At 45.4% G+C, this 14,817-nt stretch carries 14 protein-coding genes; all 14 read left to right on the forward strand.

From position 1 onward, the window contains the following. Positions 1 to 348 precede the first annotated feature (348 nt). The 14 genes from TOL_RS13535 (at position 349) to TOL_RS13600 (ending at position 14,617) form a co-directional block, all read left to right on the forward strand. The gene (locus tag TOL_RS13535) at positions 349 to 1,365 is read left to right on the forward strand and encodes a YbgA family protein (protein WP_015487913.1); all 1,017 of its coding nucleotides are present in this window, start codon (positions 349 to 351) and stop codon (positions 1,363 to 1,365) included. After that, complete coding sequence (locus TOL_RS18485; protein ID WP_015487914.1) at positions 1,362 to 2,231, forward strand: MerR family transcriptional regulator; 870 nt, start codon at positions 1,362 to 1,364, stop codon at positions 2,229 to 2,231. Before TOL_RS13535 ends, TOL_RS18485 begins: the two co-directional genes overlap by 4 nt. Continuing rightward, positions 2,228 to 3,643, forward strand: coding sequence for a deoxyribodipyrimidine photo-lyase (phrB, locus tag TOL_RS13545; RefSeq protein ID WP_015487915.1), 1,416 nt, complete (start codon positions 2,228 to 2,230; stop codon positions 3,641 to 3,643). The genes TOL_RS18485 and phrB overlap by 4 nt, the downstream gene beginning before the upstream one ends. A gap of 26 nt (positions 3,644 to 3,669) precedes the next feature. Next, complete coding sequence (locus tag TOL_RS13550; RefSeq protein ID WP_015487916.1) at positions 3,670 to 4,632, forward strand: acyl-CoA desaturase; 963 nt, start codon at positions 3,670 to 3,672, stop codon at positions 4,630 to 4,632. Beyond that, positions 4,632 to 5,081 carry a nuclear transport factor 2 family protein gene (locus tag TOL_RS13555; protein ID WP_015487917.1) on the forward strand — a complete coding sequence of 150 codons (450 nt, stop codon included), beginning with the start codon at positions 4,632 to 4,634 and terminating at the stop codon, positions 5,079 to 5,081. The genes TOL_RS13550 and TOL_RS13555 overlap by 1 nt, the downstream gene beginning before the upstream one ends. Beyond that, positions 5,078 to 5,881, forward strand: coding sequence for an SDR family NAD(P)-dependent oxidoreductase (locus TOL_RS13560; protein WP_015487918.1), 804 nt, complete (start codon positions 5,078 to 5,080; stop codon positions 5,879 to 5,881). Before TOL_RS13555 ends, TOL_RS13560 begins: the two co-directional genes overlap by 4 nt. After that, positions 5,878 to 7,140: an NAD(P)/FAD-dependent oxidoreductase gene (locus tag TOL_RS13565; RefSeq protein ID WP_015487919.1), complete on the forward strand. Its 1,263-nt coding sequence runs from the start codon at positions 5,878 to 5,880 to the stop codon at positions 7,138 to 7,140. The genes TOL_RS13560 and TOL_RS13565 overlap by 4 nt, the downstream gene beginning before the upstream one ends. Further along, positions 7,137 to 8,003, forward strand: coding sequence for a DUF1365 domain-containing protein (locus TOL_RS13570; RefSeq protein ID WP_015487920.1), 867 nt, complete (start codon positions 7,137 to 7,139; stop codon positions 8,001 to 8,003). The genes TOL_RS13565 and TOL_RS13570 overlap by 4 nt, the downstream gene beginning before the upstream one ends. Continuing rightward, on the forward strand, positions 8,000 to 9,253 hold the full coding sequence (locus TOL_RS13575; protein WP_015487921.1) for an SAM-dependent methyltransferase: 1,254 nt from the start codon (positions 8,000 to 8,002) through the stop codon (positions 9,251 to 9,253). Before TOL_RS13570 ends, TOL_RS13575 begins: the two co-directional genes overlap by 4 nt. 11 nt (positions 9,254 to 9,264) lie before the next feature. Then, complete coding sequence (locus TOL_RS18490; RefSeq protein ID WP_015487922.1) at positions 9,265 to 9,810, forward strand: DUF2878 domain-containing protein; 546 nt, start codon at positions 9,265 to 9,267, stop codon at positions 9,808 to 9,810. Positions 9,811 to 9,815: 5 nt separating this feature from the next. Next, positions 9,816 to 10,514 carry a hypothetical protein gene (locus tag TOL_RS13585; RefSeq protein ID WP_015487923.1) on the forward strand — a complete coding sequence of 233 codons (699 nt, stop codon included), beginning with the start codon at positions 9,816 to 9,818 and terminating at the stop codon, positions 10,512 to 10,514. 33 nt (positions 10,515 to 10,547) lie between these two features. Then, positions 10,548 to 12,590, forward strand: a complete 2,043-nt coding sequence (locus tag TOL_RS13590) for a TonB-dependent receptor plug domain-containing protein (RefSeq protein WP_041588507.1) — start codon at positions 10,548 to 10,550, stop codon at positions 12,588 to 12,590. A 195-nt stretch (positions 12,591 to 12,785) separates the two neighbouring features. Further along, positions 12,786 to 13,754 carry a LysR family transcriptional regulator gene (locus TOL_RS13595; protein WP_015487925.1) on the forward strand — a complete coding sequence of 323 codons (969 nt, stop codon included), beginning with the start codon at positions 12,786 to 12,788 and terminating at the stop codon, positions 13,752 to 13,754. 38 nt (positions 13,755 to 13,792) lie between these two features. Continuing rightward, entirely contained in the window at positions 13,793 to 14,617 is an 825-nt protein-coding gene (locus tag TOL_RS13600; protein ID WP_015487926.1) for a class I SAM-dependent methyltransferase, read from the forward strand. Positions 14,618 to 14,817: the final 200 nt, after the last annotated feature.

Raw genomic sequence — 14,817 nt, forward strand, 5'->3', positions numbered from 1 at the left:
TTTGCCGCTGTCATCTTCCACGGAGCAGCGGCTTTTTTTTCCCTAAAATCCCACCAGCCTAACATCATCACAGGCAATCTCTTCCCCTCCCCTTTGTCTAAATCCTATTCCATTAGGCCACTTATTAGTCAGAGCCAACTATGCTGAATCAAGACCTATGTAAGGTGCTGCTAAACCCAAACTCTAAGCCAATGACACCCTCTTCTATGTACAGCCAACCTAACCTTATCCGCCTAGCGGCCATAAAGTTATACAAAATAGAAAAATATTGTACAAAATAGTTTGACTTGTAGAAGGTTCAGTGGCCAAAATGATGTTATACAAAACTCGATGCAGGAGTTATACAGAATGGCACAAGCGAATCAATTTAATTCAGATAAAGACAATAAAAGTCTCCTTAGCGGTGCTGACCTTATCCCCGTAGGAATCAGCGCTTGTCTGATGGGTGACCCTGTTCGCTTTAACGGTGGCCACAAACGCTCGCGTTTTTGTACCGACGTACTAAGCAAATATTTTAGCTTCGTGAGCATTTGCCCAGAAGTCGCTATCGGCATGAGCACCCCGCGCGAACCCATTCGCTTAGTCAGCGCGGATGCCAACGACGACACGGTCCGCGCCTTAGGTACTGACAATCCAGAACTAGATGTTACCGATGCATTGGCGGAATATGGCCGGATGCAAGGCCAGCAGCAAACGCAGCTTTGCGGCTACATCTTTATGCAAAAAAGCCCGAGCTGCGGTGTATTTGGCGTTAAACGTTACCTAGCCAATGGCCATCCTGAAGGCACTACCGCTGGTATCTATGCCAGCCATTTCCAAGCGCAAAATCCATTACTACCGGTTGAGGAAGCGGGACGCTTGAATGACGCCGCCCTGCGCGAAAATTTTATGGTGCGCGTTTTTACGTATCGCGAATGGCAGTTATTCAAGGCCACGCCTGTCACTGCGGCACGTCTGATCGATTTTCACTCACGCTATAAATATTTAGTAATGGCGCACAGCTCAGTCCACTACAAATCAATGGGCCGACTACTCGCGAATTTAGCCAGCCAAGATATAAGCGCAATTGCAGACGAATACTTTACCCAGCTGATGACTGCGCTAGCAAAACCGGCGAGTCGTAAAATGCATACCAACACCCTGATGCACTTGCAGGGCTATTTAAAAATGTTTTTAACAGCGGGGGATAAAAAGGAATTAGAAGAACTGATTCATCAATATCGCCTAGGTATCGTGCCTTTAGTGGTTCCTCTGACCTTGTTAAAACATCATTTGTTACACCATGAGGGCGCGAATAATTACGCCCGCCAGCAGGTTTACTTGAATCCACATCCGTATGAGCTAGGTTTGCGGAACAGCCTATGAACCGCCTAGAAAATCTACCGACCTATCCTATTCGTGAGTTTGCACGGCTCACTGGGGTTAACCCAGTGACCTTGCGCGCTTGGGAGCGGCGTTACGGCATTATTCAGCCAATGCGTACAGAAAAAGGTCATCGCTTCTATACCGATACGCATGTCGAACGTGTGAATAATATTTTATATTGGTTAGAAAAAGGTTACCCAGTTCGCCAAGTTAAATTACTGCTGAGTGATTCGGTGCCGACCATTCCGGCTAATAGCGATGACTGGCAACAGCAGCAAAATGACATGCTTATGGCCGTTACACACCTAAATAGCCAAAAACTTGATGATTTGTGGAATAGTGGGTTAGCCAGCTATCCGATGGCCGTGTATTACGAGCGTTGTTTATTACCAGTATTAGAAGTGTTACGCGCCGATTACAGCCAGCCGTTACTGGTGCGAGCCTTCGAACACATGCTCGCACGTAAACTCACCGGGCTGATTCAAAGCCAGCATCGCCACAATGATGGCCCAACGCTACTAATGGCTACTAACCACGCCGATGCAGAGCTCAATTTACTCGCTAGTAGTTACGCCTTGGGCGCTGCCGCCTTTCGCGTAGAATATTTCGGTCACTGTTTAACACCAACCGACATCCAAATCGCTAGTCAGATCGTATCTAGTTCGTGGGTGTGGGTTCACTTCCATCCAAGTAACAACGATCAAGTGCAACCTTGGATCGATTTTGCCCAACAACATGAACGCACAGTGTTTGTTTCAGGAGCCGTGCCCGCAGCACTTTCGGCCAGTGAGAAAACCGTACGTTTACCAGAACAAACCGCTAAGCAGGTACAAATGTTTATTACAACTCTTGGAGGTCAAGCATGACTCGGCTCGTATGGTTTCGCACGGATTTGCGCATACACGATAACCCAGCACTGACTCATGCCTGCCGCGATCAAGATGACGATGTTTGTGCCATCGTTTTTAACACGCTTAAGCAATGGCAACAGCATGGCCTAGGCCCGCGCAAAATCAATTTAATGCAAGCGGCGATGATGGAGCTAAAACAGCAACTTGCTCAGCTTAATATTCCTCTGGCTATTGTTACCGTCGATAATTTTGCTGATTGTGTTAGTTATCTACAGCAATGTATGGGCTCACAGAGAGTCAGCGAACTGGCATTCAATTTGGAATACGAAGTCAACGAACGTAAACGTGATATCGTTGTTGGCCGCTGGTGTCAGGATCACGATATTATTGTTAATAAATTCCATGATCAGTGCTTACTGCCACCGGGATCGGTAAAAACGCAGCAAGATGAACCCTATCGAGTGTTCACACCCTTTAAGAAAGCTTGGCTGAATATCGTCAATAATCAGTTTGCGGCACCACTTCCGGCCCCTGCAGTACGCCAGCACAATGAAACGGCCTTTCATTTGTTGCAAGATCATACTGACATTACCACCCAAGCCGATGATCTTTGGCCAACGGACGAAGACAGCGCGCATAATCAACTTAATACATTTCTAGACGATGACGTGCTGCGTTATCACGAGCAGCGCGATTTACCCGATGCCGACGCCACGAGTAGAGTATCGTATTACTTATCTACCGGTTTGTTATCACCACGCCAATGTTTATACAGCGCTTGGTTAAAAAACGCCTGTCTTTTAAATGGCGGTGAAAACGGTATTGATACTTGGATTAATGAACTTATTTGGCGCGAGTTCTACCGCCATTTATTGGTCGCCTATCCTAGCCTGTGTAAACACAAAGCTTTTAAACCGCACACCGAACATGTGCCGTGGCGCAACTGTGAAAAAGACTTCAATGCTTGGTGCGAAGGTAAAACAGGCTATCCCATTATTGACGCTGCAATGCAACAACTACGACAACAAGGTTGGATGCATAATCGCCTGCGTATGATTACCGCCATGTTTCTAACCAAGCACCTACTGATTGATTGGCGCATGGGCGAAGCATTTTTTAATGAATATTTAGTGGATGCTGACCTAGCGTCAAACAATGGTGGTTGGCAATGGAGCGCTTCTACCGGCGCTGATGGCGCACCTTATTTCAGGATTTTTAATCCAACCACCCAGTCTGAACGTTTTGATAAAGACGGCTATTTTTTAATTCGTTATTTACCGGAACTTACCCGTTTACCGAGTAAATCACGGCATGCACCTAGTGCGGCAGAACGTAAACTATGCGGCTATCCAGCGCCGATAGTCGATCATAAAATGGCGCGCCAAAGAGCCTTGGACGCTTTCAAAAATACATTAGAAGTTGCTTAAGGCAACAAGCAACAAGGGAAGTGATTATGAACGAGCCATTACAGAAGCGATCACTGTGGAAAAACGTGCAGCGCTGGATCGACTCCAGCATAGATAACGATGAACCGATGACAAGCACCGAGTTTAACTGGGTGCGGACCATGCCATTTATTATTTTGCATTTGGCCTGCTTCGGCGTACTCGTTACTGGCGTTAGCACCACTGCAGTAGTGGTATGTCTGGCCCTATTTTGGCTGCGTTTATTTGCTATTACAGCATTTTATCACCGCTACTTTTCTCATCGCTCGTACAAAACTAGCCGCCCAGCCCAATTTATTTTTGCCTTACTCGGCAATATGTCAGCCCAGCGCGGGCCACTTTGGTGGGCAGCACACCATCGCGCACATCATCAACATGCCGATACTGATGATGACCTTCACTCACCGGTAAAGCGTGGTTTTTGGTGGAGTCACGCGGGTTGGTTTACATGTGATGCCAGTTTCAAAACACAAATGCACCGTATTAACGATTTCGCTAAATACCCAGAATTACGCTGGCTAGACCGCTACGATATCTTTGCCCCTATGTTGTTATTAGCCTTGTTATTCGTCGCCGGTGAACTTTTAGCAGCTTTCGCTCCGGCTCTTGAAACTAATGGTCTACAACTCATTGTCTGGGGCTTTGTGATATCCACCGTGATCTTATTCCATTCCACAGTGACCATTAATTCCCTTGGCCATATATGGGGAAAAAAGCGCTTCAACAACAAAGATGAAAGCCGTAACAACGCAATACTAGCCTTACTCACACTAGGCGAAGGCTGGCACAACAATCATCACCGCTGGGCGGTGTCTGCGCGCCAAGGCTTTTACTGGTACGAAATAGATATTACGTACGGCATTCTCAAAGTGATGAGTTGGTTGGGAATTGTTTGGGATTTAAGCCCAGTGCCTGCTCATGTATTAGAAGAAGGTCGTCGCGCCAACAATAATCGCAAGGATGCAAAGTAATGATGCCTGAAACGGAAGCCTTGCCACGCCATGAAAGATTTCAACAACTGTATCGAAATCTTTCAGCGAGCACAGTGAATAAAGAATCGCTGGGACAATGCTACCACCCAGACATTCAGTTCCAAGATCCCTTTCATCAAGTCAGTGGTTTGGATGTACTTACTCAGTATTTTGCCGCTATGTATGAAAATGTGAGCTATATCCACTTTGAATTTCATCGTAGTTGGCAGCAAGACAACACGAGTTTTATTCGTTGGACCATGAGTTACCGCCACCCAAAACTTTATGCTGGCAAGCAGGTCATTCATGTTGAAGGTGGTAGTGAATTGATTTGGCGCGACGATTTAATTATCGATCATCGAGATTTTTTCGATGGTGGCAACATGCTATACGAACACCTACCGGTCTTAGGCTGGGCCATCCGCAAACTCAAGGGGAGAATGCTATGACTCATAAACATCAAGCTCTGCCGATGGCCGAGCAAGTTATTTGGCTTATTGGCGCGTCTTCAGGCATTGGAGCAGCTCTGGTTGGTGAATTACAAAAAAACTGTAAAGCCCTGATCATCAGTGCTCGCAACGAAGATAAGCTACAAGAAGTTGCTACTGGTTTTGATAATGTCAGCATTATTCCTGTTGATATTACTCAACCGAGTACCTTGGCCCAAGCTGCTCAACAGCTCACGGATCGTTTTGGTCACATAGATACGTTAGTAGCTAATGCTGGCACCGCGGAATACGTTGATGTTAATCATTTCGATGCGGCTTTAATTCGTCGCGTGCATGAAACTAATTTTATGGGATTGGTAAACTGTGTTGAAGCGGCTCTACCGCTCCTACGTAAAAGCCAATCCGGTTACATTGTAGGCGTCAGTAGCAGCGTGGCTTATCTACCTATGCCGCGCGCTCAAGCCTACGGCAGTAGTAAAGCCGCAGTCAGTCATTTTTTAGAAGCTATGCGTGCTGACTTAGTGCATTTAGGCATGGACGTATCTATCGTGTGTCCTGGCTTCGTAAAAACACCGTTAACCGATAAGAACGACTTTCCTATGCCGATGCGCATCAGTGCCGAAGATGCTGCTCGCTACATGGTAAAAGGCATGCAGAAACGTCAGTTCGAAATTCACTTTCCCAAGCGTTTCAGCTATTTACTAAAATTAATCGGAAATCTCCCCGATTTTTTACGACTTCGTATTACCGCCAGTATGTCGCGTGCGGGCACTCCAGATAACAAGGATTCTCACTCATGAAAAAACGTATCGCCGTGATAGGCTCCGGTGTTGCCGGTTTAACCTGTGCATATTTATTGCGCGAGCGTTACGACGTTCATCTGTACGAAGCAAATGATTATCTAGGTGGCCATACCCAAACAACCGACGTTGAGATCGACGGAAAGACCTTTCCGGTAAATACTGGTTTTATTGTCTTTAACGATTGGACCTATCCGAATTTCATTAAATTGATGGATCAACTTGGCGTTGCCAGCGAAGATTCGGATATGAGTTTTAGTGTTAAATGCGAGCGCAGTGGGCTTGAGTATAATGGTCACTCTTTTGACTCACTGTTTGCGCAGCGCAGTAATTTTTTACGTCCGCGCTTCTGGTTTATGATCCGCGACATTCTGCGTTTTAATAAAGAAACGCGGGCAGAATTAAACGCTGGAACTCTGAGTGAAACTGAAACCTTAGGTAGCTACTTAGAACGCAAAAAATACAGCGATTGGTTCCGACGCTTTTACATTATTCCGATGGGTGCCGCTGTTTGGTCTTCTAGCGAAGCCATGATGATGGAATTTCCACTCTATTTTTTCGTGCGTTTCTTTAATAACCACGGAATGTTGAGTGTCGATGATCGCCCACAATGGCGCGTTATTAGCCGTGGCTCACGTAGCTATGTTGAAAAAATCCGGTCCTCTCTATCAGCCGCTCAAATTTACTTAAAAACGCCTGTGCTCGGAATTACTCGCGATGCCGATGGCGTAACCATCACCTCCAAGCGTGGCAATGAGCGCTTTGACGAAATTATTCTTGCTTGTCACAGCGATCAAGCATTAGCCATGTTGAAAGATCCAAGCTCGCAAGAGCAAGATATTTTAAGCGCCATCCCTTACAAGATGAACGATGTTGTGCTGCATACCGATCACAGCATCTTGCCGGTTCATCAAAAAGCTTGGGCTGCGTGGAATTATCATATTGGCCAACAAGATCAAGACACCGTTGCCGTTACTTATTATATGAACCGTCTGCAAAATTTTCCTGAAGACGGCACTCACTTTTGCGTGACCTTAAATAAAACCGCTGACATTGATCCTAGTAAAATTATTCGCCAATTCCGTTACGCCCACCCAGTATTTACGCTCAAGGGAATGGCCGCTCAAGAGCGACATAACGAAATTAGTGGTAGAAACCGTACGCATTATTGCGGTGCCTATTGGTTTAATGGCTTCCATGAAGATGGCGTGCGCAGTGCCTTACGAGTCACGCATGAGTTGGGAGTCGACTTAGCATGAGCTACCTCAGCAGTGCTATCTATACCGGTTGGGTTCGGCATCGGCGCTTCTCGCCGGTAAACAACCAATTGCGCTATAAAGCATTCATGGTGTGGCTGAACTTAGACGAAGTTGATGACGTGATGCAACGCCATCCATTTTGGTCGGCGAAACGCTGGGCACTAGCACAATTTAAACGCTCAGATTTCTATCGTGGCACTGAGTGTGGACGCGTACAAACTGCCAGCGATTTAAAGCGCTGTGTGCGCCAAGCGTTTATGCAAGAAACAGGGCAGCGCGTTGATACCGTGTGTTTACTAACTAATTTGCGCTACTTCGGCTATGCCATTAATCCAGTTAGTTTTTACTACGGATACGATGCGAACGGTAATTTACTGGGGATTTTATCTGAAATCACGAACACGCCCTGGAATGAGCGTTTTCATTACACGCTAACAACCGGCATTAATAATGGCGAACGAGGTATTGCACCGCAACGTATGCATACTAGCAGCGACAATACTCGCTTTGAATACCGCTTTGATAAAGTGTTTCATGTATCCCCCTTCAATCCATTAAAAATGGAATATCGCTGGGTTATGCCGATTCCTAACGACAATCTATTAATACATATGGATACTTTCAATGAAGGCAATAAAGACTTCGATGCCACCATGTCGATGCAACGTCAGCCTATGACAGCAGCAATGATGAGCATGGTGTTAAAGCAGTTTCCGTTGATGACATTAAAGGTTCTGTGGGGAATCTATGCCAATGCTTTGCGCCTTTGGTTAAAAAAGGCGCCCTTTTATTCGCACCCTGAAAACTCACCCGAAGATGACTTAAAACAAAATTTAGATACACGACAGGAGTATCCACGATGAAAACGCTCACTCTTTCGCACGATCGTATGCACTGGTTGGACAAAATTTGTCGTGGTGCCTTATTAAAAACATTATCACGCTTACACACCGGCGGCTTGCTGCTGCGCGAAGGTGATAATCGTATTGAATTTGGTGATACCAGCCAAATCAACATCAAGGCCGAATTGGTAATTAATGACTACGAAGCCTACCGCAGCATTGCTTTAAACGGCAGCGTTGGCGCTGGTGAGTCTTATATGACTGGCGATTGGAGCAGCCCAGATTTACCTAAGCTCATACAGGTATTGTCGCTTAATAAAGATGTAGTCGACAGCATTGACAGTGGCCTAGCCAACCTCGGGAAAATCGCTCTAAAAGCATTGCATTTTCTCAACAAAAATACCGAGAAAGGCTCACGCCGTAACATTGCCGCTCATTATGACTTAGGCAATGATATGTTTGAGCTATTTCTTGATCCAACCATGATGTACTCCAGCGGTATATTTCCAAGCGATACCGCCACGATGGAAGAAGCCTCAATTTATAAGCTCGATCGTATTTGCCAGAAACTGCAATTACAACCGAGTGATCATCTAGTAGAAATTGGTACTGGATGGGGTTCGATGGCTATTCATGCAGCCAAGCATTACGGCTGTGAAGTGACCACTACCACAATTTCAGAAGAACAATATGCATTAGCAGAAAAGCGTATTGCCGAAGAAGGCTTGCAAGATCGTATTCATTTATTGAAAAGCGATTACCGCGCTTTGGAAGGAAAGTTCGATAAATTAGTCTCCATTGAAATGATCGAAGCGGTTGGTCACCAATATCTAGATACCTACATCGGTACTATTAATCGTCTATTAAAAGACGATGGCATTGCTTTACTACAAGCCATCACCATTGACGATCAACGCTATGAGGAAGCTAAAAATAGCGTCGATTTTATTAAGCGTTATATCTTCCCAGGGAGTTTTATTCCATGCATTACCGCCATTCAGAATTCTTTTACTCGTAGCTCTGATATGAAGATGATTCACATGGAAGATATTACCCCGCACTATGCGCGTACATTAGCGGCATGGCGCGAACGTTTCCTAAAAAATCAAGATGCTATTAAAGCACTAGGATACGACGATACATTCATTCGTCTTTGGGATTTTTACTTTGCCTATTGCGAAGGTGGCTTTGCCGAGCGAGTGATTGGTGATGTGCAAGTAATATTTGCCAAGCCCATGAACCGTCGTACACCGATTTTAGGCAGCTTTTAGTAGGTTTTTTAATGAAGGTTAGCCAACGCGTCGATGTTATTACCAACCTAGTAGGCTTCCAAGCCTGCTGGGTCGCCTGTGTTGCTTATGGACAACCTTGGGCTGCCATCGTCGTGGCCGGATTGTTAATATGGCATTGTTTTATCGCTGATAGCAAAGAATGGCCATTAGTAGTGCTATTTTCATTGCTAGGCATTGGCTTAGATAATCTTAGTTATTTGCTTGGCTATATTTCGTTTCCAGACCATGACGGTTTATTCATTCCAACATGGCTTATGTTGCTTTGGTTAGCCTTTGCGACGACCTTACGGCATTCCCTTGCGACTCTGATGCGTTACCCTCGCGTTATCGTGCCATTAGCTCTTGTCGCAGCGCCTTGGAGTTACTTCATGGGACATCATCTTGGGTCTATCGATATCACTGGCACTGGCTATCTAGTGATTGCATTTGGCTGGGCGATCTTACTGGGGGTTTTTTCTTGGTGTTTTTTCAAGCCGCGAATGGCGTCAAGTGCTACCGATACTGATTCCAGTTCTATTAAGCAATCAAGGTCGTAATTATTATGCGTATTTTAAGCTTTATTATCGCTATTTTTATAGGCACGACAGCGAATGCCGAAATTCTTACGGTGAACTATGAAGGCGAAGCGTATTCACTCGACGATAAAGTACTGCTCTACCGCGAGGTTCACACGCTTATTATCGACAATGACATGCCGATTTCTCGTGAGGTAGATTATATTGATCCCGACGGAAAGGTCATTGCCCACAAAACCAGCACCTATAAAGGTACACCCACGACACCAGACTTTGAGTTAACAGATTTTCGTGACGGCTATCAAGAAAGTGCTGAAACCGACAATAAAAAACGTATTTTAAGTGTTAAAGAGAACACTGACAGTCCTGTTAGCATTAAGAGCCTAGACAAACCAGAATACACGACGGTAGTCGATGCTGGTTTCGATGAGTTTGTGCGTGAGCAATGGCAAGGATTACTGGCCGGCAAGACTGAAAGCTTTTCATTCGCGGCTCCTGCGCGCTTAGAGTATATCGATTTTAGGTTAATTCCGATTAACCAAGATGATACGACCCTGACCGTTGAGATGCGCTTAAAGTCGCGTTGGATAGCATGGTTACTCGACCCCATTCAGCTGACATATGACTTAACAAGCCAACGCTTGCTACGCTACAAAGGTTTAACAAACCTGCGTGATGATCAAGGCAATGGTATAAAAGCAGAAATCGTTTATCGTTACCCTTAAATTGCTCATTACAGTGTCCTATCGAGTTTAAACATGAATTGCCGCCACCTAAAATCACCCTATGTTTTGTTGTCTTTGATGATGTGGTCTACCCTCGTCTACGCAGATGACTTAGTGCTGGATAACGTCGAAGTCAGTGCGGAAGCAGACACACCGCTTAATGTTGTGAGCACAGAACAGCTATTAAAAGTGCCGGGAGCCGGCAATGATCCATTACGCGCAATAGAAAGCTTACCCGGTGTGGTGTTCAGCAAAGGTGGCGAAGCCAAACCGGCGATTCGTGGTTCATCACCGGATGACAACGCTTACTATATTGATCTAACACCGGTCGGTTATTTATTCCACACCGATGGCTCTAGTATTTTAAATGACAATGTTATCGAGTCATTTACCTTTATCCCCGGTGCCTTTGGTGCTGAATACAATAATGCCACCGGGGGCGTAATCGATACCCGCACACGTTCGCCTTATTACGATCAAAGCCAAGCCATCATTGATATGAGTTTATTACGTGCTGGCTTTTTAGTCGAAACGCCGGTTTCAGACGATCAAGCATTTTATTTTACGGCGCGACAAAGTTTATTTCAGTTTTATATCGAAAACATTATTGATAGTGATGAATTTGAATTCACTACCTTACCTGAGTTTTATGATTATCAAGGCAAGTACGAAGTACGACTAAATGCCACCGACACCCTCTCGTTGCAAGTAATCGGCGCACGCGACAAAGCAGCGGTGTTATTTACTGACGACTCGGCAGTGGTTAGTCAAGATCCCGGTAAATCCGGTGGCTTTGGCTTCGAACAGTATTTTAATAGCCAAGGACTACAGTGGGATGCTTTTTATAGCAATGGTTTAACACAAAGTATTAACCTTTCACAGTTAGAGCAGAAATTTCAATTTTTTGTTGGCAGCGGTAACTATATCAATGCAAAAGTTAACGACTATCGCCTACGCAGTCGCTTTAGCTATGCGCTGAACTATCGCCATGAATTGCAATGGGGATTGGAGTTTAGCGAACGTCATTTAGCCGCAATGGGCCGCTTTGAAGGTCCACCATGCGATGAATTTAAAAGTGACTGCCGCTTTGTTGAAGGTACCGAAATCATCGAAGCTGAAGATCACCCAGTAATTTATGAAACCAATGCGTTTCTGAGTGATAATTGGGACGTTAATGAAAACTGGACCCTCACTCCTGGCGTTTTACTGTCATACAATGATTACACTGAAAATGCCTATGTGGAGCCAAAACTTAATAGCCGTTGGATGTTTCAACCCGATTGGTGGCTAACCCAAGGCTATGGACGTTATCACAGCCTGCCTGAGAACTTTGGGCAGTATGCTAAAGAGTTCGGTAACCCAGAGTTAAACGAACCCAAAGCCACGCATTATGTCACCGGGCTAGAGCACCAGATGACACCTACTTTGTTATGGAAAATTGAGGCTTACTATAAAACGTTTGCCGATATTCCGATCGCACGTCCAAGTAAAAGTCCGCTCTACGATAGTCTCAGTGATGAGCAATACAATGCCTTACCGCGCTATACCAACGACGCGGAAGGCGACGCTTGGGGACTTGAGTTGTTTGTGAACAAACAATTAAGCCAACGCTGGTATGGCTGGGCTTCTGTTGCTTGGTCACGTACCCGACGGGAAAACACACTGACTAATGAAGATTTCCGCTACGCCTATGACCAGCCAGTGATCGTCAATCTAGTGGCAAACTATCAATGGGATGACGACTGGCAGCTTGGTTTCAAATGGCGAGTTCAAAGTGGTCAACTTGTCACTCCAATCGACGATGTAGTCGTAGATAGCAATAATCCAGACCTCTATAACCCTATCTATGGCGAGCCATACTCCGAGCGCCTACCTGTCTATCATCGCCTCGATGTGCGCGCTGACCGCACCTATCGCTTCGCTCGTTGGGAAATGGACCTATATATCGAGGTCTTGAATCTCTATGCGCAGCGTAATGTGATTGATTACAACTACGACAATGCCGACTACAGCGAGCGCAATGATGTACTTGATCTGCCCTTTATACCGTCATTTGGTATTCGAGCGCGGCTCTAAGATGACGATTGTCTAATGATAGGCTTAACTTTAGTACTACCCTTAAATGATTCAATACGAACATTTACAACATTATTGTTCCAAAAAAACTTTAAATTTTCTATTCTGACCCCATACTAAAGAAACCGGCGCTGTGCTGGTAATGGTAATCCAGTGACTCATACTGGAGCCTGAGTCACTAATGAGAGTGCATCTATGCTAATTGGCAAACGTGAAGAATTCGACCTCAACGAAATGGCTATTTTCGTGCATGTTGTAGAAGCAGGAAGCTTTACAGGTGCAGCCAAAAACTTAGGTCTACCTAAGTCAACGGTCAGTCGAAAGATCACGCAATTAGAAGAACGATTAGGTGTACGCCTAATACAGCGCACGACTCGTAGTCTACGTCTTACCGACACCGGCAGTGCATACTACAATCACTGTGCGCGGATTTTGGGCGAGATAGAAGAAGCTAACATTGCCGTAACGCAAATGCAGAGCACCCCAACCGGTACTTTGCGCATTACCGCTCCTGTGCTATTTGGTTCAACGGTATTGTCCGGCTTAATTGCCGACTTTATGGATGACCATCCACAAGTACAAATCGATTTAGTACTGACCGACCAGCGCTTAGATCTAGTGCAGGACGGTATAGACGTCGCTTTCCGCGTGGGTCAATTAGAAGATTCCTCATTAATTGGACGTCACCTTGGCGATGCTCGAGCCATCTTATGTGCAAGCCCTGAGTATGTGAAAAAGTATGGTGCCCCGAAACATCCAAGCGAGCTACAAGAACACACCTTAATGACAGCGTCGCAGTGGTCTCAATGGCAGTTACAAGGCCCCAATGATCAAGTCCACAATTTACAACTAAAGCCGCGACTGCAAGTTAACGACTTTGCCAGTTTGTACACATTAGCACTTGCTGGTGCCGGTATTGCACCTCTACCAATGCTTATCGCGGCGTCAGCTATTAGAGCGAATAATTTAGTACCTGTGCTAAGCGATTGGCCATTCGAGGCAAGTCCTATTCATGCCCTGTATCCGAGCAACCGACATCTATCCGCCAAGGTGCGCAGTTTCGTCGATTTTGTAATTGAATCTGTACGCCCAAATCCACCTTGGGAAGTGGATATGGACGACACAACTGAACCAACGTCAAAGAAAATTGCCCAAACACATTAAATTAAAGATGATCTGATTACGATAAGGAGCATATGGACATGCACATAGCATTAACCATGTTTGCATTATTACCACTCTCGCTATTACTTGAGGGTTGTGATGCCAATAATGCGATGGCGGATACCTATAAAGCGACAATTGAAACACCGTCACATTCGGCGCGTACTAGCGTCGAACATCAACGTGATCAATATCGTCATCCAGCCCAGACGCTACAGTTTTTTGACGTACAACCAGATCATACCGTGGTTGAAATCTGGCCTGGCAGTGGTTGGTACAGTGCTATTTTGGCGCCTTATTTACGAAACAAAGGTAAGTTTATTGCTGCTCATTGGCCACATGACAGTAAGGTAGAATTTTTCCGTAAAACTCGAGAACAATACGATCAGCGTTTTACTAAGCATCGTGATGTTTATGGCAGCATTGATATCGTTGAACTAGAACCCCCAACTTATATGGATCTTGGGGAAGCAGGGCAAGCGGATCGAGTACTTACCTTCCGTAATGTTCACAACTGGATGCGTACAGGACAAGAACAAGCCGTATTTGATGCCGCCCATGTTGCCTTAAAGCGTGGTGGTATATTGGGGGTGGTTGAACATCGCGCACCGCAGAATTTTACCCGAGAACAAATGATTGAGAGCGGTTACGTTAGCGAAGCTTATGTAACTGAACTGGCGATTAATGCTGGTTTTGAACCGTTTGAGCATTCTGAAATTAACGCTAACCCTAACGATACACACCTATATCCAGCAGGCGTTTGGACATTACCTCCGACGTTGCGCCTAGGTGATCAGGATCGTGAAAAATACCTCGCCATTGGTGAAAGCGACCGCATGACGCTGTCGTTTCGCAAGCCTTAACACCCTCTTCTTTTTACTTCGATTATGATCGTACGCAGGCTCTTAGCTTGCGTCGTCCGGTTGCTATCAATATTCATACTTATCATGGCTCTGCTATTCGGGCAGTGTCGTCCGCCGCATCTTTACACTCTTCTGATTGAATACTGTTTTTATATACAGTACTGTATTTATCAACAGTAAGGCTACTCGCGGCGTAAAGT

The organism is Thalassolituus oleivorans MIL-1 (assembly GCF_000355675.1).
GTDB lineage: Bacteria > Pseudomonadota > Gammaproteobacteria > Pseudomonadales > Oceanobacteraceae > Thalassolituus > Thalassolituus oleivorans.